Source organism: Sphingomonas sp. (genome assembly GCF_019746665.1).
Classification (GTDB): Bacteria; Pseudomonadota; Alphaproteobacteria; order Sphingomonadales; family Sphingomonadaceae; genus Sphingomonas.
This window is the reverse complement of record NZ_JAIERS010000019.1, coordinates 1-19,172: the sequence shown is the minus strand read 5'-3', so window position 1 is coordinate 19,172 and position 19,172 is coordinate 1. Positions and strand designations below refer to the sequence as shown.

The following is a 19,172-nucleotide window of genomic DNA, read 5'->3' as shown; positions in this document are numbered from 1 at the left end:
ATTGGCCACTTTGGGGATGAGCGCCGCGGAGCGTGAGGCGGTCGCCGCGTTCCGCCGCGACGTTGTCGAACCTTCGATGACGAAACTGGTGATCATCGACTTCTGGGCGGAATGGTGCGGCCCATGCAAGGCGCTGAAGCCGGTACTGGAAAAGGTCGCCGCCGCTTATGCCGACAAGGGCGTGGTGCTGGTGCCGATCGATACCGACAAGAACCAGTTCATCGCCGCGCAATTCCAGGTGCGCTCGATCCCGACCGTCTATGCGATGTTCCAGGGTCAGTTGGTCGCCGATCTCACCAATGCGCGCACCGAAAGCCAGCTGCGCGCGACGCTCGACCAAATTCTGCGTCAGCTACCGATCGAAGCCGAGGGGGCCGAGGCCGAGGCCGAACTGGAACCGCTGATCGCGATGGGCGAGCAGATTCTGGCCGAAGGCGATGCGGCGCGCGCGCGCGGCATATTCGAGCAGTTGCACGAGATGGCGCCCGAGCATCCGGCGGTGCTTTCCGGGTTGATCCGCGCGCTGATCGGCGCGGGCGACGCGGCCGCGGCCGAGGCGCTGATCGCCGACCTGCCGCCCGAACTCGCCAAGGCGCCCGAAATCGCCCGCGCCCAGTCCGCGCTCGCGCTCGCCAAGGAAGCCGAGCCGGTCGCTGATCTGGCGGGACTCGCAGCCCATGCCGCGGCGAACCCGGAGGATATGGCCGCGCGCTACAAGCTCGCCGGCGGGCAGATGGCGGCGGGCGATCACCAGGGTGCCGCCGACACGCTCCTCGCGATGATCGCCGATGATCGTGCCTGGGATGGCGGCGCCGCCCGCCAGCGGCTGCTGAAGCTGTTCGAAGTGGTGGGCCTCGAAGACCCGTGGGTCGCGGCGACACGGCGGCGGCTTTCGGCGATCCTGTTCGGGTGATGGGCGAACGCACCCGCTTGTCGATCTTTCCGCTGCCAGGGGCGCTGCTCTTTCCGCGGATGCATCTGCCGCCGCACATTTTCGAGCCGCGCTACCGGGCGATGGTGAGCGATGCGCTCGCGCGCGATCGGCGCATCGGGATGATCCAGCCGCGCGGCGGGGGCAGCGTCCCACCCTTGTTCGAGATCGGCTGCGTCGGCAAGATCGCGCATTTCGAGGCGCTCGACGATGGCCGGTACAATCTGGTGCTGGAAGGTCTCTCGCTGTTCCGGATCGTGCGCGAACTCGATGTGACGACCGCGTTCCGCCAGGTCGAGGCCGAATTGCTGGTATATCCCGCCGAGCCGGAAACGCTTTCGCACCCGGCGCGCGCGGCGCTGGAAAGCGAGGCGCGGCGCTTCGCCGACGCGCAGGGCTATGCGGTGGATTGGGAAGCGGTGACCAAGCTCGACGATGAATCGCTCGTCAACGGCGTCGCTCAGATCGCCCCGTTCGACGCCGCGGCGAAACAGGCGCTGCTCGAGGCGCCCGACCTAGCGGCCCGCGCGGAATTGCTGACGCAGCTGATGGCGTTCTTTGGCCGCACAGGGGACGCCGACGAGGTGACGCTGCAGTGAGCGACGCTCGCTGCCCCATCGACCCGTGGCTGCTCGAACGGCTGGTGTGCCCGGTCACCCGTACGCCGTTGCGCTGGGACAGCGCGCGCCAGATGCTGGTGACCGACGCGGCCGGCTTGGCCTATCCGGTGCGCGACGGTGTGCCGGTGCTGCTGCCCGAGGCGGGAATGCCGATCACCGCGTGACGACAAGCGCGGGGACGGGCGAGCCGAGCACCGCTACTCCGGCCGGCGCGAATCCTGCGAGGCGATGATCTGCCAGCGCCCGTCGCGATACTTCCAGATGTCGATCCAGATCAGTCGCAGATCGGGCTTCTTGTCGGCGCGGCGTACCCATTCGGCGCCCTGCGCCACCACCGTGTCGCCATATTGGCGATAGTTGATGTAATCGATGCCACTCGCGATGAATTCGCCCTTGGTGCCGGGCACAAGCTGGTCCGCCTTGGTGACGACCTTGCCGCTCGAACTGACGCCGACATAATCATCGGCGAGGATCGTCTTGAGCGGTGTGGGATCCCCCGTGACGGCAATGTCGGCCCAAACCCGTTCCGCTTCGCGCATTTGTGCCTCGACGGCGGGCGTGAAGGGATTGGCCGTTTGCGCCGCCGCCGGCGCAGCGAGGGCAAGCGCCGCCAAAGCCATCAATCGCATCACCACCCCCCTAACCCCCTAAACCATCGCCCCCTGCAGCAGCTTGGGCGCGTCGCCCGCCTCGCCGCGCGCCTCGGCCATGAAGCGCGCCTTGAGCGGCGGGATCGCCTGCACCGCGCTCAGCCCCAGCCGCCGCACCGCGCTTGGCAATGCGCCGGGGATGCCGAACAGCCGGGCGAGCGTGTCGGTCGCGCCCGCCACCATCAGCGTGTCGATCCCGCGCCAGCGCTCGTAACGCCCGAGCAGGCTCGCGTCGCCCAGGTCGAGCCCCAGCCGCTTCCCTTCGACCAGCACTTGCGTCAGCGTCGCCGCGTCGCGCAGGCCGAGGTTCAGCCCCTGGCCGGCGATGGGGTGAATGCCATGCGCGCTGTCGCCGACCAGCGCCAGCCGGTCGGCGGTGATCCGCGCCGCGTGGTGGAAGCCCAGCTTGTAGGTCGAGCGCGGCGCGAGATCGCTGAGCGGCCCGAGGAAGCCGCCCATCTTCTTCTCGGCCTCCGCCAGGAAGGCGCGCTCGGATAGCTTGAGCATCGCCGGCGCGTCGCCGCTCGATACCGTCCACACCAGCGCCGATCGGTTCACCCCGTCGCGCGGCACCAGCGGCAGGATCGCGAAGGGGCCGGCGGGGTAGAAAATCTCATACGCGATATTGTCGTGCGGGCGGGCGTGGCTGAACGCGGTGATGATCGCGTTGTGATCATAGGACCAGCGCGCCATGCGGATGCCGGCGGCGTCGCGAGTGGGGGACTGGCGCCCCTCGGCGGCGATCAGCAGCTGCGCGCGGACGTGGCGGCCGTCGCTCAGCCGGGCATGGACGCCCGCCGGATCGCGCGTCACTTCCTCGGCGCGGGTCTGCATCCGCAGGTCGATGCGGTCATTGCCCTGCACCGCCTCGTTGAGCGCGATCCGCAGCGCGCGGTTCTCGTACATCACGCCGAGCACGCCGTCGCCGGGCTCGGGGGCGAAATCGAGCGCACCGGGCGCGATCCCGTCGCTCACCCGAATCGCCTCGATCGGGCAGCCGAGCCCCGCCAGCCGGGGGGTGACGCCGATCGCCTCGAGCATCTTGCCGCTCGCGCTGGCGATCGCCGAGGCGCGGCCGTCGAAACCCGGAGCGAGCGTCACCGCCGGATCGGCGGGATCGACCACGATCGCGGTGAGCCCGTGCGCGGCGAGCGCGAGCGACAGGGTCGCGCCGACCAGCCCGCCCCCCAAAATCAGCACATCGGCTTGGTTCATGCCCCTTTCCTAGCCGCGCCTCCGCGAAGACGCCAGCTTGACGGCGAGTCCGCCAGCGACGATGATCATAACCGGAACAGCCGGGCATGGGCGCCCGGCTTTTGGGGACAGTCTATGGCAAGCGCGCATCCGCCTTTGTGGCGCGATACGGTGCGGCATGGCGCGCGGCGCAGCGGCGCGCTGATCGCGGCGATGGCGCTCGCCGCCTTGTGCCTGGTGATCGCCGGCGCGCTGCTCAGCTACCGGCCGAGCGATCCCTCCTGGTCGACCGCGGCGGCTGGCCCCGCGCGCAACTGGCTTGGGACGCCAGGGGCGCTGATCGCCGATGCGCTGCTCGCGCTGCTGGGGCTGCCGGTGGCGTTGCTCGCGCCGCTGGTGCTGCTGTTCGCCAGCCGGCTGTGGCGCGACGTGCCGGTGGGCGCCTGGCGGCGGATGCTGGTGAAGGCGCTGGGCGGCATGGTGCTGATCGGCGCGGCGATCGCGCTGGTGACGGTGGGGGCGAGCGACACACTGCCGGCGGGCTATGGCGGCACGCTCGGATTGGGCGTGGCGCTCGGCCTGCGCGCGGCGCTGTCGGCGATCGACGATCCCCAGACGCTGCTGTGGGCGACACGCGGCGTCGCGGCGCTCGTCGGGGTCGGCGGGATCGCGCTTTACGCGGTCAGCTATGAGCTGGATGCGAGCATCAACTGGCGGCTGCGCCTGCCAAGTCCCGCCGCGCGCGAGGGGGATACCGGGGCGATCGAGGACGAGCCGCCGATCGAATCGCCGCGTGCGCCCGCCGTTCCGCGTGCCCGCGCCCTGCCCGATGAGCGCCCCGCGCCGGTGATCGCCGAGCGCGCCCCGCCCACGCCCCCCGCCCCGGCGCGCGCGCCCAAGCAGACCTCGTTCGATCTGGGCGACGCGGCGAAGCTGCCGCCGGTCGATCTGCTCAAGCCCGCGCCGCCCGCGCCTCCGGGCGCGATCGACCGCGCGGCGCTGGAGCGCAATGCCCGGCTGCTCGAATCGGTGCTCGACGATTTCCACGTGAAGGGCGCGATCACCAATGTCCGCCCCGGCCCGGTCGTCACCATGTACGAGCTCGAGCCCGCGCCCGGCATCAAGGCGAGCCGGGTGATCCAGCTGGCCGACGACATCGCGCGCAACATGTCGGCGATCTCCGCGCGCGTCGCGACCATTCCGGGGCGCACCGTGATCGGCATCGAACTACCCAATGCCCGGCGCGAGACGGTCAATCTGCGTGAATTGGTGGAGGCGCTCGAGGATCAGCCGGGCGCGCTGCCGCTGGTGCTGGGCAAGAATATCGCCGGCGATGCGGTGATCGCCGATCTGGCGCCGATGCCGCATCTGCTCGTCGCCGGCACCACCGGCTCGGGCAAGTCGGTGGGGCTCAACTGCATGATCCTTTCGCTCCTCTACCGGCTGCGGCCCGAGGAGTGCCGGATGATCATGATCGATCCCAAGATGCTCGAACTGAGCATGTATGAGGATATTCCGCATCTGCTCGCGCCCGTCGTCACCGATCCGGCCAAGGCGGTGCGCGCGCTCACCTGGGCGGTCGAGCAGATGGAGGATCGCTACCGGCAGATGTCGTCGGTCGGCGTGCGCAGCCTGGCGAGCTTCAACGACAAGGTGCGCCAGGCGCGCGCCAAGGGTCAGCCGCTCGGGCGGCGGGTGCAGATCGGCTATGATTCGGACACCGGCCAGCCGATCTATGAGGAGGAGCAGCTCGATTATCAGGTGCTGCCGCAGATCGTCGTGATCGTCGACGAGCTCGCCGACCTGATGATGACCGCCGGCAAGGAAGTCGAATTCCTGATCCAGCGCCTCGCGCAGAAGGCGCGCGCGGCGGGCATCCATTTGATCATGGCGACGCAGCGCCCCTCGGTCGACGTGATCACCGGCGTCATCAAGGCGAACCTGCCGACGCGGATCAGCTTCCACGTAACGTCGAAGATCGATTCGCGCACCATCCTGGGCGAGCAGGGCGCCGAGCAGCTGCTCGGCAAGGGCGACATGCTCTATATGCCCGGCGGCAAGGGCATCGTCCGCGTCCACGGGCCGTTTGTGAGCGATGACGAGGTGCGCGCGGTCGCCGATCATTGGCGCGCGCAGGGGCGCCCCGATTATATCCAGTCGGTGACCGAGGAGCCCGCCGAAAGCTTCGCGCTCGATGGCGCGCCGGATGGCGAGGACAGCCCCGAGGATCAGCAATATCGCGCCGCCTGCCAGCTGGTGGCGGAGAGCCAGAAGGCGAGCACTTCCTGGCTCCAGCGCCAGCTGCGCATCGGCTATAACAGCGCGGCGCGGCTGATCGAGCGGATGGAGAAGGAGGGGCTTGTCTCACGCCCCGATCATGTCGGCCGCCGCGACGTGCTGATGGACCGGGACGGGCGCCCCAACTGAGCGGGAACGGCGGAATTCATGGCGGGTTCAACGCCTGGGCGCTAAGCCCGCCTCGTTCCGCCGTGGAGAATATCTTTTGTTTCGCCTGTTGATTGCCCCCGTTGCCCTGCTCGCCGCCGCCCCCGCGATCGCCGCGACCAACGAGCTTCAGCTCGTGCGCGCGCATCTGAGCGCGGTCGACACGATGACCGCCGATTTCGCCCAGACCGATCGCGACGGGCGCACGCTCACCGGCGTGCTGACGCTGAAAAAGCCCGGCAAGATCCGCTTCCAATATGAAAAGGGCGTGCCCATCCTGATCGTGGGAGACGGCAAGTCACTGTGGTTCCTCGATTATCAGGTCGGGCAGAAGCAGCGCTGGCCGGTGGGCGACGCGCCGTTGGGGGTGTTGCTCGATCCCAGCAAGGACGCGACCCGCTTCGCCAAAGTGGTGCCGAGCGCGACGCCGGGGGTGATCCAGGTCGAGGCGGCGGACCCCAAGCATCCCGAATATGGCCGGATCACCCTGGTCTTCAGCCGTGCCTCGGGCACGCCGGGCGGGTTGCAGCTGCAGGGGTGGACCGCGCTCGACGGGCAGAACAACCGCACCATCGTGCGGCTGAGCAACCAGCGCTTCAACGCGCCGGTGAACGAGAACAGCTTCCGCTTCAACGATCCCAAGCCCGGCCCGCAGCGGCGCTAGCCCCAGGCGTCGATCGCCGCCCAGCCAACGAAACCCCGTAAGCGCTTGAAACGGCGAGCGTTCATCCCGCCGAGCGCAACCGCTTTGCCCGGTGCCAGCCGCGCGAGCGCCATCGCCCGGCACGGCCCCAGCGTCCGTGAGCCCGGGTGCGAGCGGGTGGGGAAGACGGGTGAGATCAGGATCAGATCGGCGCCCGCGCGCATCCCGGCGATCACCTCGCGCGCGTCATGCGCGGGCCAGGTGCGCAAGCCAGGACGGCGGCGCGGATCGCGGCCATGCGTCCCAAACGCCCCGCCCGGCCCCGCCCGGGCAACGCCGAGCCCCGCTCCGGCCACCGCGAGGCGCAGGCCGCGCGCGCTCGCGACGCGCCGTACCTTGCCGAGCAGCGCGCGGCGCTCCGCCGGCGGCAGGCCGTAATGACGGAACACGACGATGCTTCCGCGCGGCAGCCGTTCGAGCGCGGGCCACAGCCGATCGCCCAGCCGCTCGTCGGTCAGCAACAAAAGGTGGGAAGCGCGCACCCGCCTGCCTATAGCAGCGGCGATGACCGAACCCAGCCCCGCCGCGCGCCTCGCCGCCATTCAGGCGCGGATCGCCCACGCCGCCAAGCTCGCCCGCCGCGCCGCCGATGCGGTGACGCTGATCGCCGTTTCCAAGACTCACCCGGCCGAGGCGATCGCGCCGCTGATCGCCGCCGGGCAGCGCGTGTTCGGCGAGAACCGCGTTCAGGAGGCCGCCGCGAAATGGCCGGCGCTGCGCGAGGGCGCACCCGACGCCCAGCTCCACCTGATCGGCCAGTTGCAATCGAACAAGGCGGCCGAGGCGGTCGCGCTGTTCGACGCGATCCATTCGGTCGACCGCCCCAGCCTCGTCACCGCGCTCGCCCGGGCGATGGACAAGGCGGACCGGCGCCCGGCCTGTTTCGTGCAGGTGAATATCGGTGACGAACCCCAAAAAGGCGGCGCTCCCACCGCCGAGCTGCCCGCGCTGCTCGCCGAGGCGCGCGCGGCGGAGCTGCCCGTCGCCGGGCTGATGTGCATCCCGCCCGCCGATCGCGAGCCCGCGCCCTATTTCGCGCTGCTCGCAAAATTGGCCGAGGACCACGGGCTCGCCGGCCTCAGCATGGGCATGTCGGGCGATTTCGAGACCGCGGTGATGATCGGCGCGACGCAGGTGCGCGTCGGCACCGCGCTGTTCGGCGCGCGCGCGTGACCCCGCGAGCGCTGATCTTCGATTTCGACGGCGTGCTGATCGAAAGCGAGTTCGCCGGCAACCGTCACATCGCCGAGTATCTCACCGCGCGCGGCCATCCGACCACGCCCGAACAGGCGATGGCGCGCTTCATGGGGCTGTCGGGCGCGGACTTCACCGGCGCGATCGAGCGCTGGATCGGCGGCCCGCTGCCCGATGATTTCGCCGAGGCGCGCGCGGCGGAGGATGCGCGGGTAGTCGCCGAAGGGATTGATCCGGTGGCGGGCGCGGTCGCTTTCGTCCGGTCGCTGCCGCCGTCGCTGCCGCGCGCCATCGCCTCGTCAAGCCGCACCGCCTGGATCGAGCGGCACCTGCGCCATATCGGCCTGTTCGAGGCGTTCGCGCCGCACCTTTATTCAGGCCGCGAGCATGTGACGCGCGGCAAGCCCGCGCCGGACCTGTATCTCCACGCCGCCGCCCGGCTCGGCGTGCCGATCGCGGCGTGCGCGATCATCGAGGATTCGCCGATCGGCGCGACCGGCGCGGTGGCTTCGGGTGCTTATGTGATCGGGCTGTGCGCCGCGACGCATTGCGGGGTGGGACATGACGAGGTGCTGCGCGCGAAAGGCGTGCAGGCGATCGCGCATGACTTCGGCGAGGTGGCGCGCTTGTTGGGATTGGCGGACTAGCGCGGTTCGTGTCGTGCCGCGCGCGCTGGATCGGGTGCGCCCTATTCGCGGTATTTGATCGTGATCATGCCATCCCCGGTTTCCGTTCACACCTTCCCCGGCGAAGGCCGGGGCCTAGCGGCGGGCCGCGGCATGTGTCGTGCTCCCGTCGCTCCGGGGGATACTGGACCCCGGCGTTCGCCGGGGAAGAAGTTAGCCTCGTCAGCACGCCCTTCTCCGTCAGGCCGGGCGAGCGCATGACGCGCATCAAGCGCTAGAAAGCGTGGCCCGTGCGGTCGCGCTTGGTCGCCAGATAGCGCTCGTTATGCGGGTTGGGGGGCAGCTTGTGCGGCACCCGCTCCACCACTGCGATCCCCGCCGCCTGCAATTGCGCGACCTTCTCGGGATTGTTGGTGAGCAGCCGCACCGCGTCCTGCCCCAGCAGCTTCAGCATCCGCGCCGCGACCCGGAAATTGCGCGAATCGACCGCGAACCCCAGCCGCGTGTTGGCGTCGACCGTGTCGAACCCCTGGTCTTGCAGGGCATAGGCGCGCAGCTTGTTGATCAGCCCGATCCCGCGCCCTTCCTGGCGCAGATAGAGCAGCACTCCCCAGCCATGCTCAGCGATCCGCGCGATCGCGGCATCGAGCTGCGGGCCGCAATCGCATTTCAGGCTGCCGAGCACATCGCCCGTCAGGCACTCGCTGTGGAGCCGCACCAGCGGCGGCCCGCCATCGGGGGTGCCGATCATCAAAGCGACATGCTCGCCCGCCATTTCGGGGCTGCGGAACGCGACCAGCTCGGCATGTTCGGCCCGCGCGACCGGCAGTTTCGCGCGCGCCGCGATCACCAGCCGCTCGGCATCCTCATGCGCTTCGATGTCGGCGGGCGTCAGCCGCACCTCGCCGAGGCCGCTTTCGAGCACGAAGAACCCCGGCAGCATCCCGGCGAGCGTCGCCAGCTTCAGCGCCCAGCGCGCGCCATTGGGATCGGCGAGCGGCAGCGCGTAATAGGGGCCTTGCAGCGGATGTTTCAGATCGAGCGCGGGATCGACCAATGCCACCGCCGCGTCGAAATCGAGCCAGGGCGTGCGCTCGACCAGCACCGGGCAATCGGGGCCGCCGGCCGCGCGCTGATTCTTCAGCTTCAGCGTCTCCGCCCGCCCGGCCGAGAGCAGCACCGGCGCGACATGTTCGGGATCGAAGGCATCGAGCCGGCGCGCGTCGGCGGTTTCGATCGGCAGCAGCGACAAGGGGCCGCTCGCCAGATCGAGCACGATCGGCCAGCCGCGCCGCAGCGCGTCGATCGCCCGGGCGGTGTCGCGCGCGCTCATCTTCCGCTCCTCACAGCGCGAACTCGGTCAGGATCGGCACATGGTCGCTGGGTTTCAGCCAGCCGCGACAATCCTCGAACACCTGGTGCTTCGTCGCCGCCGCCGCGACTTGCGGGCTCGCCCACATATGATCGAGCCGGCGGCCACGATCGGACGCCGCCCAGTCCTTCGCGCGGTAGCTCCACCAGGTGAAGAGCCGCGCCGGCGGGGGCACGAACCGCCGGCCGAGATCGACCCAATCATGCGCGGCCTGCAACCGGCCGAGCGTTTCGACCTCGATCTGGGTGTGGCTGACGACGTCGAGCAATTGCTTATGACTCCACACATCCGATTCGAGCGGGGCGATGTTGAAATCGCCGACCAGCAGCGTCGGCGTCTTCAAGCTTTCGGACCAGCGCGTCATCCGTTCGAGGAAATCGAGCTTCTGGCCGAATTTGGGGTTGAGCGTGCGATCGGGAATGTCGCCGCCCGCCGGCACATAGACATTTTCAAGCCGCAGTCCGCCGGGCAGGCGCACGCCGACATGCCGCGCCTCGCTGTTCGCCTGCCAATCGAGCCGGTCATCCTCGGCGAGCGGCACGCGCGAGACGATCGCGACGCCGTGGTGCATCCGCTGGCCGTGGAGGACGATGTGCTTGTACCCCAGCGCGCGGAAGGCGTCCGCCGGGAATTCGCCGTCGATCGTCTTGGTTTCCTGCAGGCACAGAATGTCGGGCGCCTGCTCGGTGAGGAAACGCTCGACGATCGCCAGGCGGAAGCGAACCGAGTTGATGTTCCAGGAAGCGATGCGAAGGGTCATGCGGCGCCGATGTAGGGGCTCGCCCCGCGACACGCCAGCGTGACGATCGCGACCGCCTTTTGGGGGCCGGACAAGGAAAGGCCCTCGCTCCGGGGGCATGGAACGAGGGCCGACCTAGCGTTCGTCACGCAGGTGAGCATCAGGCCCGGCAACAGGGGGAAATCCCGGCCCTTCGTCGCTCACCCGGGTTATTTACCGGGTGAAAGCTGTCGTGAACATGAACGGGATTGGCAATGCTCGTTCAGGTTGGTGGAGATTTTGGTCAGCAGCGCGAATTCGTCACCAACCACGGCCAGTTAAATTGGCATTTACTGTGCCATTCTCACAATTCTTGTCATGAATTCGTCATTTTTTGATGCGGGATCGTGCCGATGTGTTGAAGAAATGGCGAACAGGGCCGCTCGATCTTGCTGGCACGTTAGGTGGTTCGACTGAGCCTGTGGCGGAGCAGCTGGTAGGATCGCGTCCGGCGTCAAGCGCCGCGCGCGGGCCAATCCAGGCGCTGCACCCCGCCAGCGCCGGCAATTCGTCAGAAGCGGAGCGCGGTGCCGATATAGACCGCCTGGCTATCGCGCCGGCTGTCGAGCCCGCGATCGATGCGGTAGGTCTGATCCTTGTAGCGGACGCCCGCGGTGAGATCGACATGGCGCGTCAGCCGATAGCTGCCGCCGACATCGAGCGTGCCGACCGGCGGCAACGGATCGGGGCCGACGCGGCTGATCACCTGCCCGTCGTTCACCACGCGCACCCGGGCGGGGCGCTTGGGTGGCAGGCTGGCGCTGGTTTCGATGAGGCCGATGCCGCCATTGCCCGACTCGCCCGGCTTTTCGGGCGGCAGGGCGAAGCGCTGCCAGCCGACCGAGACGCCGAGATCATAAGCGATCGGGGCGACGCCCGGCGCCGCGCTCGGCGTCGCCGCGCCAACATCGCCACTCGCGCGCGGCGCGGCGTGGACGACAAAGCTCGACCGGGCACGGACCGCGACGGTCACCGTCACCGCCTTGTCGGCGTGGCGCGATTCGGCGGGGGTGAAGCCAAGCGCGGTGCCACCAATCCCCGCCTTGGCGAGCATCGCGGCGAGCTTCGGGTCGGCGGAGGCCGGGGTGAAGCCGATCACTCCCGCGTCGCGCCGGGCGATCGGCAGCGGCTTGGGGCTGTCGGCGGCGCCGAGCGCGGGCGCGACGGTGCCGACGGCGATGATCGCCGCCACTGCACCCGCCAGGATCGCGCGCTGCTTCACGCTCACACTCCCATCCGCTCTCAAAACACATATGGCGCAATCGGTTCGCCAGCGCCACCAGTGTTACCGTTTTTTTCCTGCAAGTGTTGCGCGCAGCCCACAACCGGGCGCGGGCCGCGCTGGCGCTTGCGGCGCCACGGTGAGCTTCTATAGATGCGCGAGCGACCTTTCTTGCAGGATAACCCCATGTTGCGCCCGCTTGCTCTGATTTTGCTTGCCTCGCTGCCGCTTGCCGCCTGCGGCAAGGGCGACCGGCCACGGGGCGAGCTTGCCTCCGCGCGGGTGACGACGATCGGGGTGAACAGCTATCTGTGGCGCGCGACGCTCGACACGCTGTCGTTCATGCCGCTGCTGCAGACCGATTCGAACGGCGGCGTGATCGTGACCGATTGGTACGCCAACCCCGCCGCCCCGGCTGAACGGGTGAAGGTGACCGTGTCGATCCTCGACCAGGATCTGCGCGCCGACGCGGTGCGCGTCGCGGTGCAGCGCCAGATCAACCGTGACGGCCAGTGGGTCGATGCGCCGGTCCGCGCCGCCACCGCGCAGAAGCTGGAGGACGTGATCCTCACCCGCGCCCGCGATCTGCGGCGCGCCGCGCTGCCGGGCTGAAATCATGGCGTCCCGCTTCAATTTCCTGAAGGGCGATGCCGCCTGGCAGCGGGTGTGGGAAGAGCGCCAGAGCTTCAGGGCCGACAGCGCCAGCCCCAAGCCCAAGCGCTATGTGCTGGAGATGTTTCCCTACCCCTCGGGGCGGATTCATGTCGGCCATGTCCGCAACTATACGATGGGCGACGTGCTTACCCGCTTCCTGCGGATGCGCGGGTATGAGGTGCTCCACCCGATGGGGTGGGACGCGTTCGGGATGCCGGCGGAAAACGCCGCGATGGAAAAGAAAGTCCATCCCGGCGCCTGGACGCGCGCCAATATCGTGGCGATGCGCGAGCAGCTGAAGCGGCTGGGCCTCGCGATTGACTGGAGCCGCGAGCTCGCGACGTGCGAGCCCGATTATTACGGCCATGAACAGGCGCTGTTCCTCGATCTGTTCGCCGCCGGCCTCGTCTATCGCCGCGAATCGGCGGTGAACTGGGATCCGGTCGACATGACCGTGCTCGCCAACGAGCAGGTGATCGACGGGCGCGGCTGGCGTTCGGGCGCGCTGGTCGAGCGGCGCAAGCTCAACCAATGGTTCCTGAAGATCACCGATTTCGCCGACGAGCTGCTCGCGGGGCTCGGCGAGCTGAAGGATTGGCCGGACAAGGTTCGGCTGATGCAGGAGAATTGGATCGGGCGCAGCCAGGGGCTGGCGTTCCGGTTCAAGCTGTCGGACGGCGGCGAGGTCGAGGTGTTCTCGACCCGGCCCGACACCATTTTCGGCGCGAGCTTCGTCGCGGTCGCGGCCGATCACCCGATCGCGCAAGCCGCGGCGGCGACCGATCCGGCGGCGGCGGCGTTCGCCGAGCAATGCCGGCGCGGCGGCACGAGTGCTGCCGAGATCGAAACCCAGGAAAAACAGGGCTATAAGTTAGCCATCGCGGCGGCGCACCCGCTCGATCCGAGCTGGCGGCTGCCGGTCTACATCGCCAATTTCGTGCTGATGGACTATGGCAGCGGCGCGGTGTTCGGGGTGCCGGCGCATGACCAGCGCGACCTGGATTTCGCGCGCAAATATGGCCTGGCGGTCAAGCGCGTCGTCTCGGACGGCGCGACCGAGGCGCCCGAATTCATCGGCGACACCGCCTATACCGGCGCGGGCACGATCGTGAACTCGCACTTCCTCGACGGGATGGACATCGAGGATGCCAAGCGCGCGGTGATCCAGCGCGCCGAGGGCGAGGGCTGGGGGCAGGGGCGCACCGTCTATCGCCTGCGCGACTGGGGCGTCAGCCGCCAGCGTTACTGGGGCACGCCGATCCCGATCATCCACTGCGATGCGTGCGGCGCGGTGCCGGTGCCCAAGGACCAGCTGCCGGTGGTGCTGCCCGAGGATGTGAGCTTCGACATCCCCGGCAACCCGCTCGATCGGCACCCGAGCTGGAAGCACGTCAGCTGCCCCAGCTGCGGCGGCGCGGCGACGCGCGAGACCGACACGCTCGATACCTTCGTCGATTCGAGCTGGTACTTCATCCGCTTCGCCAGCCAGCCCGGCGACAAGCCGTTCGACCGGGCCGAGGCCGAGGCGTGGCTGCCGGTGGGGCAGTATATCGGCGGGGTGGAGCACGCGATCCTGCATCTGCTCTACGCGCGCTTCTGGACGCGCGCGCTGCGCCATATCGGCCAGCTGAACGTGGCCGAGCCCTTCGCCGGGCTGTTCACGCAAGGGATGGTGACGCACGAAACCTATCGCCTCGCCGATGCGCCCGAGGGCGGCGGCTGGCTCGGCCCCGACGAGATCGAGCGCCGCGACGGTCGGGTGGTCGCGAAGGAAAATGGTCAGCCGGTCGAAGTCGGCCGGGTGATCAAGATGTCCAAGTCCAAGAAGAACGTCGTCGCCCCCGACGCGATGTTCGATGCCTATGGCGCGGACGCGGTGCGCTGGTTCATGCTCTCCGACTCGCCGCCCGAGCGCGATCTGGAATGGAGCGAAGCGGGGATCGAGGGCGCGTGGCGCTTCGTCCAGCGGCTGTGGCGGCTGTTCCAGCCCGGCGAGCCCGGCACCGGTCGCGACGAAGCGCTCGACCGCAAGGTGCATCAGACGATCGCCGGCATGGCCGCCGACATCGAATCGCTCGGCTTCAACAAGGCGGTCGCGCGCGCTTATGAGCTGACCAATGCGATCGAGCGCGCCGGCCCCAGCGCCTCGCGCGATGCCGCGATCGACTTGCTGCTCCGCCTCGTCGCGCCGATGGTGCCGCATCTGGCCGAGGAAGCCTGGGCACTGCGCGGTCACACCGGGCTGATCGCCGACGCCGCCTGGCCCGAGGCCGACCCCGCGCTGCTGATCGAGGCCGAAGTGACGATCGCGGTGCAGGTGAACGGCAAGCTGCGCGACACGCTCACCTTGCCACGCGGGACCGACAAGGCCGCGATCGAGGCCGCCGCGCTCGCCTCCGACAAGGTCGCGCGGCTGCTCGAGGGGCGGGCGCCCAGGAAGATCATCGTCGTGCCCGATCGGCTGGTGAACCTCGTCGCATGAGGCGGCTGGCGCTCCTCGCCTGCCTCGCGCTCGCCGCCTGCGGGCTGCGGCCGCTTTATGGCGATGGCGCGCGCGGGCCGGTGGGCGCGGCGCTCGCCCAGGTCGAGGTCGCGCCGATCGCGGGGCAGGCGGGCTATCTGGTGAGCAACGCGGTGCGCGATCAGCTCGGCCAGGCGACCCCGAGCAGCCCCGCTTACCGGCTGGAAGTGAAGCTCGACGATCGCATCGTCGGCCTGGGCGTGCGCCGTGACGATACCGTCACCCGCGAACGCCGCGTGCTGCGCGCGCGCTATCAGCTCATTGATCTGGCGAACGGGCAAGTGGTGCTCGACGCGACCGCGGGATCGGACGCGGGTATCGACGTGGTGGGATCGGAATATGCGACGATCGCCGCCGAGAACACCCAGCTCGAGCGGCTTTCCAAGACCGTCGCCGATCAGATCGTGGCGCGCGTCGCGCTCTACGCCAATCGCCAGCAACAGCGGCGGCCGTGATGCGCCCCGCCCGGCGCTAGCGATGCGATCGTGAAAGCAAGCCTCGCCCAGCTCCGCGCCGCGCTCGACAAGCCCGGGGCGACGCGGCTGTTCCTGCTCCACGGCCCCGACGAGGCCAGCGCGCGCGAGTTCGCGCGACAGCTCGCCCGCGCGATGGGCGCGGACGCCGAGCGGGTCGATCTGGAGGGGGCGCAACTGAAGGGCGATCCCGGGCTGCTCGCCGGGGAAGCGGCGGCGCTGTCGCTGTTCGGCGGCGCGCGCTTCATCCGGGTGAACGCGGTGGGCGAGGAGAGCCTGGAGGCGATCGAGCTGCTGCTGAACGCGCCGGTCGCGGGCAATCCGGTGGTCGCGATCGCGCCGGGGGTGAAGTCGACCGGCAAGCTGGTGAAAGCGGCGCAGGCGCATCCGCGCGCGCTCGCCTTCGCCTGCTATCTGCCCGAGGGCGCCGCGGCGGACCGGGTGGCGATCGAAATCGGCCAGAGCCTTGGCCTGCGGATCGATCCCCGGTTGGCGGGCCGGCTCGCGGCGGCGGCCGGGGCGGACCGCGCGGTGCTGAGCCGCGAGCTCGAAAAATTCGCGCTGTTCCTCGATGCGTCGCCCGATCAGCCACAAGCGCTGAGCGAGGCGGTGGTCGATCAGCTTGGCGCCGATCTGGGCGAGGTCGAGCTGGGTGACGCGATCGAGGCGGCCGTGGCGGGTGCGCCCGACCGGCTGGGCGCCGAACTCGCGCGGCTCGAACAGGCGGGCACCTCGCCGATCCCGTTGCTGCGCGCGCTGGTGCGGCGGCTGATCACGCTCGCCGAACTGCGCGCCGAGGTCGCGGCGGGCGCGCGGGCGGAGGCGCTTGCCGAGCGGGTTTTCTTCAAGGAACGCGCGGCGACTCTGGCCGCGTTGCGCCACTGGGCGCCCGAGCGGCTGGCGGCGGCGATCGATCATCTGCGCGCCGCCGAGCGCCGGCTGATGGCGGGCGGCCCCGATGTCACCGCCGCCGCCGCCTGCATCGCGGTCGCGCGCCAGGGGCGGCGGCGTTAGGGCCTCGCGCGTCAAATCCGTGGGCTTGGCGCACCCGTCCCGACCGGCACGCGCGTGCCGCCGCGACGATCACCGCTTCCCCGGCGAAAGCCGGGGTCCAGCAGCGCGCTGATTGATATGTCTCGCTTCCCTTACCACCGCGCGAGACTGGGCCCCGGCCTTCGCCGGGGAGGGCTGGCCATGGCCAAGTGCTTCCCATCGGCGCGGCGAATTCAACCCGCGCCGCTTCAGAGAAAGACGATATGGCGCGACGCGGGCCGCCGGGCCTGCCGGCGAGCGCCCGCGCGCTTATTGCGGCGTCTTGGTCCGCGCGGCCTGGCCGTCCCCCTCGGGTGCGGCGACGATATCGCGCGTGGTCGCGCCCTTGTCGACCACCTGGGTCTTGGGATCGCCGACTTCCGAGCGCACGCCGGGCGCGATCTGATCGCCGCCCGCGGCTTCCACCACTGCCGCTTCGCCCGCCGGGCGCTGCACCGGGCCGCCGAACAGCGCTTCGAGCGCGAGCGTGTTGGGGTTCTGGTCCTGCGGCCGTGGCGCGCCGGGCTTGGGCGGCACCAGCGCGTAATCGGGCGGGATCACCAGCGGCGCCTGGCGCGCGACCGCATATTCGTTGGGCTTCACCCGATTGAGGCCGCTACCGCCGCCGCAGCCCGCCAGGGGCGCCGCCAGCAGGGTCGCGGTGCCCAGCGCCAGGATCGTTCGCGCGCGCGTCATTGATTCGTCTCCACCCGGCTGCCCGGCCGTTCGCGCACCAGAAAGGCGCGCGCGAGCAGCGCTATCACGCCAGCACTAATCGCCGCATCGGCCAGATTGAAGACCAAAAACGGGCTCCATTCGCCGAAATGCAGATCGGCATAGTCGATCACATAGCCCAGCCGCACGCGATCGAGGATATTGCCGAGCGCGCCGCCCAGCACCAGGCCGAGCGCCGCCTGATCCCAGCGCCGCCCCTCGCGCCACATCCACGACATGACGCCCGCCGCGATCGCCGCCGTCATCGCGACGAGCAGCCAGCGCGCGGTTTCGCTGTTGGCGCGCAGGAAGCCGAGCGAAATCCCCGAATTGGGCACGAAGCGCAGCCGGAAGATCGGCAGCAGATCGAGCGGCGTCCCCGCGAGCAGATCGAGCTGGAGCGGGCCGGTGACGACATATTTCACCAGCTGATCGAGCGCGAAGGTGCCGCCCGCGACCGCGAGGCCGAGCATCGGCGGCTTCATGCGACCATCTCCGCGCAGCGCCCGCACAGGCCGTTATCTTCCGCCACTTCGGGCAGATGGCGCCAGCAGCGACCGCATTTGTGGTGCGGGGTGCGGGTGACGCCCAGCGCCTCGCCGGCGACGACGCTGCTCGAAATGAAGAGCTCGGCGAGCAATTCGAGGTCGGCGGGCGGCGTCGGCAGCGTGACCGCCGCTTCCAGCCCCGAGCCGATCTCCTTCGCGCGCCGCATCGGTTCGATCGCGGCGAGCACCTCGGTGCGCAGCGCGCGGAGGTGCGACCAATCGGCGCCCGTGTCGGCGACTTCCGGCGGCACTGGCCATTCCAGCAGATGCACGCTCCCGGCCTCCGGGTAGCGCGTGCTCCACACTTCTTCGGCGGTGAACACGATCACCGGCGCCGCATAGCGCAGCAGCGCGTGGAACAGCGTGTCGAGCACGGTGCGATACGCCCGGCGCTTCAGCGTGCCGCCGGGCGCGTTGGGGCCAACGTCGCAATAGAGCGCGTCCTTCCTGATGTCGAAATAGAAGGCGCTCAGATCCTCGTTCGCGAAATCGGTGAGCAGGCGGACATAGCGGTTGAACTCATAGCTTTCCGCCGCCGCCCGCAGCTCGCCGTCGAGCCTGGCGAGCAGCGACAGCATATAGCGCTCCAGCTCGGGCATTTCCGCCACTGCCACGCGCTCGCCCTCGTCAAACCCTTCGAGCGCGCCGAGCAGATAGCGGAAGCTGTTGCGCAGCTTGCGATACTGGTCGGCGACGCCGGCGAGGATTTCCTTGCCGATGCGGTGATCCTCGGTGAAATCGACCGAGAGCGCCCACAGCCGCAGGATGTCCGCGCCATAATCGCGCATCAGATCGAGCGGGTTGATCGTGTTGCCGAGCGACTTGGACATTTTCATGCCCTTGGCGTCCATCGTGAAGCCGTGGGTCAGCACCGCGTCATAGGGCGCGCGCCCGCGCGTGCCGCACGCCTCGAGCAGCGAGGACTGGAACCAGCCGCGATGCTGGTCGCTGCCTTCCAGATACAGGTCCGCCGGCCAGCGCAGATCGGGCCAGCGCCCGCTGTCGAGCACATAGTCGTGGGTGCAGCCGCTATCGAACCACACGTCGAGAATGTCGAACACCTGTTCATAGTCCTCGGCGCGGTAGGCATCGCCGAGAAATTCCTGCGCGCGTTCGGCGGTCCACGCATCGACGCCCTGTTCGCGGATGGCGGCGACGATGCGGGCGTTGACCTCGGCGTCCTTGAGGTACGCGCCGCTCTGGCGGTGGACGAACAGCGTGATCGGCACCCCCCAGGCGCGCTGGCGGCTGAGCACCCAGTCGGGCCGCCCCTCGACCATCGCGCGGATGCGGTTGCGGCCCTTGGGCGGGTAGAATTCGGTCGCGTCGATCGCCGCGAGCGCGCGGGCGCGCAGGGTGTCCTGCTCCCTCTCCCCTTCAGGGGAGAGGGTCGGGGTGAGGGGTGATGCAGATGCGCCGCGCCCGGCTTGGGCCGCCACCCACCCACCCCCCCCCCCTCGGGGTGGGGGGGGGGGCAGAAGAACGGGACCAAGCC

19 protein-coding genes and 1 pseudogene are annotated in these 19,172 nt (G+C 69.5%); 11 read left to right on the top strand and 9 right to left on the bottom strand.

Annotated features, from left to right (window positions below):
* Window positions 1–16 precede the first annotated feature (16 nt).
* From K2X73_RS12130 to K2X73_RS12120, 3 genes are read left to right on the top strand one after another with little or no spacing between them, the layout of a single operon-like run.
* Entirely contained in the window at window positions 17–913 is an 897-nt protein-coding gene (locus tag K2X73_RS12130; RefSeq protein ID WP_294111298.1) for a tetratricopeptide repeat protein, read from the top strand.
* Complete coding sequence (locus K2X73_RS12125) at window positions 913–1,530, top strand: LON peptidase substrate-binding domain-containing protein (RefSeq protein ID WP_294111228.1); 618 nt, start codon at window positions 913–915, stop codon at window positions 1,528–1,530. The genes K2X73_RS12130 and K2X73_RS12125 overlap by 1 nt, the downstream gene beginning before the upstream one ends.
* Window positions 1,527–1,715 (top strand): Trm112 family protein, encoded by a 189-nt coding sequence (locus tag K2X73_RS12120; RefSeq protein WP_294111227.1) that lies wholly within the window; start codon window positions 1,527–1,529, stop codon window positions 1,713–1,715. The genes K2X73_RS12125 and K2X73_RS12120 overlap by 4 nt, the downstream gene beginning before the upstream one ends.
* A 33-nt stretch (window positions 1,716–1,748) precedes the next feature.
* Here the strand turns inward: K2X73_RS12120 and K2X73_RS12115 are convergent, their stop codons facing one another.
* Entirely contained in the window at window positions 1,749–2,180 is a 432-nt protein-coding gene (locus tag K2X73_RS12115; protein WP_294111226.1) for a nuclear transport factor 2 family protein, read from the bottom strand.
* A gap of 18 nt (window positions 2,181–2,198) precedes the next feature.
* Window positions 2,199–3,416 (bottom strand): UbiH/UbiF/VisC/COQ6 family ubiquinone biosynthesis hydroxylase, encoded by a 1,218-nt coding sequence (locus K2X73_RS12110; protein WP_294111224.1) that lies wholly within the window; start codon window positions 3,414–3,416, stop codon window positions 2,199–2,201.
* 114 nt (window positions 3,417–3,530) lie between these two features.
* Here K2X73_RS12110 and K2X73_RS12105 point away from each other — a divergent pair, with 114 nt between their 5' ends.
* Together K2X73_RS12105 and K2X73_RS12100 are read left to right on the top strand one after the other, a co-directional pair.
* The gene (locus K2X73_RS12105; protein WP_294111222.1) at window positions 3,531–5,822 is read left to right on the top strand and encodes a DNA translocase FtsK 4TM domain-containing protein; all 2,292 of its coding nucleotides are present in this window, start codon (window positions 3,531–3,533) and stop codon (window positions 5,820–5,822) included.
* Between the two features lie 88 nt (window positions 5,823–5,910).
* Window positions 5,911–6,504 carry an outer membrane lipoprotein carrier protein LolA gene (locus K2X73_RS12100; protein WP_294111220.1) on the top strand — a complete coding sequence of 198 codons (594 nt, stop codon included), beginning with the start codon at window positions 5,911–5,913 and terminating at the stop codon, window positions 6,502–6,504.
* Here K2X73_RS12100 and K2X73_RS12095 read toward each other — a convergent pair.
* Window positions 6,501–7,004 carry a thiamine phosphate synthase gene (locus tag K2X73_RS12095; RefSeq protein ID WP_365980642.1) on the bottom strand — a complete coding sequence of 168 codons (504 nt, stop codon included), beginning with the start codon at window positions 7,002–7,004 and terminating at the stop codon, window positions 6,501–6,503. The genes K2X73_RS12100 and K2X73_RS12095 overlap by 4 nt on opposite strands.
* A gap of 43 nt (window positions 7,005–7,047) precedes the next feature.
* Between K2X73_RS12095 and K2X73_RS12090 the strand changes: the two genes are divergently transcribed.
* Both K2X73_RS12090 and K2X73_RS12085 read left to right on the top strand, forming a co-directional pair.
* On the top strand, window positions 7,048–7,716 hold the full coding sequence (locus K2X73_RS12090) for a YggS family pyridoxal phosphate-dependent enzyme (protein WP_294111218.1): 669 nt from the start codon (window positions 7,048–7,050) through the stop codon (window positions 7,714–7,716).
* Window positions 7,713–8,384, top strand: a complete 672-nt coding sequence (locus tag K2X73_RS12085) for an HAD family phosphatase (RefSeq protein ID WP_294111216.1) — start codon at window positions 7,713–7,715, stop codon at window positions 8,382–8,384. The genes K2X73_RS12090 and K2X73_RS12085 overlap by 4 nt, the downstream gene beginning before the upstream one ends.
* Window positions 8,385–8,637: 253 nt before the next feature.
* Here the strand turns inward: K2X73_RS12085 and ribA are convergent, their stop codons facing one another.
* From ribA to K2X73_RS12070, 3 genes are all read right to left on the bottom strand, one after another.
* Window positions 8,638–9,696: a GTP cyclohydrolase II gene (gene ribA / locus K2X73_RS12080; protein WP_294111215.1), complete on the bottom strand. Its 1,059-nt coding sequence runs from the start codon at window positions 9,694–9,696 to the stop codon at window positions 8,638–8,640.
* 10 nt (window positions 9,697–9,706) lie between these two features.
* Entirely contained in the window at window positions 9,707–10,495 is a 789-nt protein-coding gene (locus K2X73_RS12075; protein ID WP_294111213.1) for an exodeoxyribonuclease III, read from the bottom strand.
* A 529-nt stretch (window positions 10,496–11,024) separates the two neighbouring features.
* Window positions 11,025–11,735 (bottom strand): hypothetical protein, encoded by a 711-nt coding sequence (locus K2X73_RS12070; RefSeq protein ID WP_294111211.1) that lies wholly within the window; start codon window positions 11,733–11,735, stop codon window positions 11,025–11,027.
* A gap of 186 nt (window positions 11,736–11,921) precedes the next feature.
* On the opposite strand from K2X73_RS12070, the gene K2X73_RS12065 reads away from it, so the two are divergent.
* The 4 genes from K2X73_RS12065 to holA are packed head-to-tail and all read left to right on the top strand — an operon-like array spanning window position 11,922 to window position 16,397.
* Window positions 11,922–12,347, top strand: coding sequence for a DUF3576 domain-containing protein (locus K2X73_RS12065; protein ID WP_294111210.1), 426 nt, complete (start codon window positions 11,922–11,924; stop codon window positions 12,345–12,347).
* A gap of 4 nt (window positions 12,348–12,351) precedes the next feature.
* Entirely contained in the window at window positions 12,352–14,871 is a 2,520-nt protein-coding gene (gene leuS, locus K2X73_RS12060) for a leucine--tRNA ligase (protein WP_294111207.1), read from the top strand.
* On the top strand, window positions 14,868–15,365 hold the full coding sequence (gene lptE, locus K2X73_RS12055; protein ID WP_294111205.1) for an LPS assembly lipoprotein LptE: 498 nt from the start codon (window positions 14,868–14,870) through the stop codon (window positions 15,363–15,365). The genes leuS and lptE overlap by 4 nt, the downstream gene beginning before the upstream one ends.
* Window positions 15,366–15,395: 30 nt before the next feature.
* On the top strand, window positions 15,396–16,397 hold the full coding sequence (gene holA, locus K2X73_RS12050; RefSeq protein WP_294111204.1) for a DNA polymerase III subunit delta: 1,002 nt from the start codon (window positions 15,396–15,398) through the stop codon (window positions 16,395–16,397).
* 288 nt (window positions 16,398–16,685) lie between these two features.
* Here holA and K2X73_RS12045 read toward each other — a convergent pair whose 3' ends face one another.
* From K2X73_RS12045 to K2X73_RS12035, 3 genes and pseudogenes are all read right to left on the bottom strand, one after another.
* Window positions 16,686–17,111 carry a DUF3035 domain-containing protein gene (locus K2X73_RS12045; RefSeq protein ID WP_294111202.1) on the bottom strand — a complete coding sequence of 142 codons (426 nt, stop codon included), beginning with the start codon at window positions 17,109–17,111 and terminating at the stop codon, window positions 16,686–16,688.
* A complete protein-coding gene (lspA, locus tag K2X73_RS12040; RefSeq protein WP_294111201.1) occupies window positions 17,108–17,614 on the bottom strand; it encodes a signal peptidase II in 507 nt (168 codons plus the stop codon). Before lspA ends, K2X73_RS12045 begins: the two co-directional genes overlap by 4 nt.
* Window positions 17,611–19,035: pseudogene (locus K2X73_RS12035) on the bottom strand (class I tRNA ligase family protein); the annotation flags it as partial. The pseudogene K2X73_RS12035 and the gene lspA, both read right to left, overlap by 4 nt.
* Window positions 19,036–19,172: the final 137 nt, after the last annotated feature.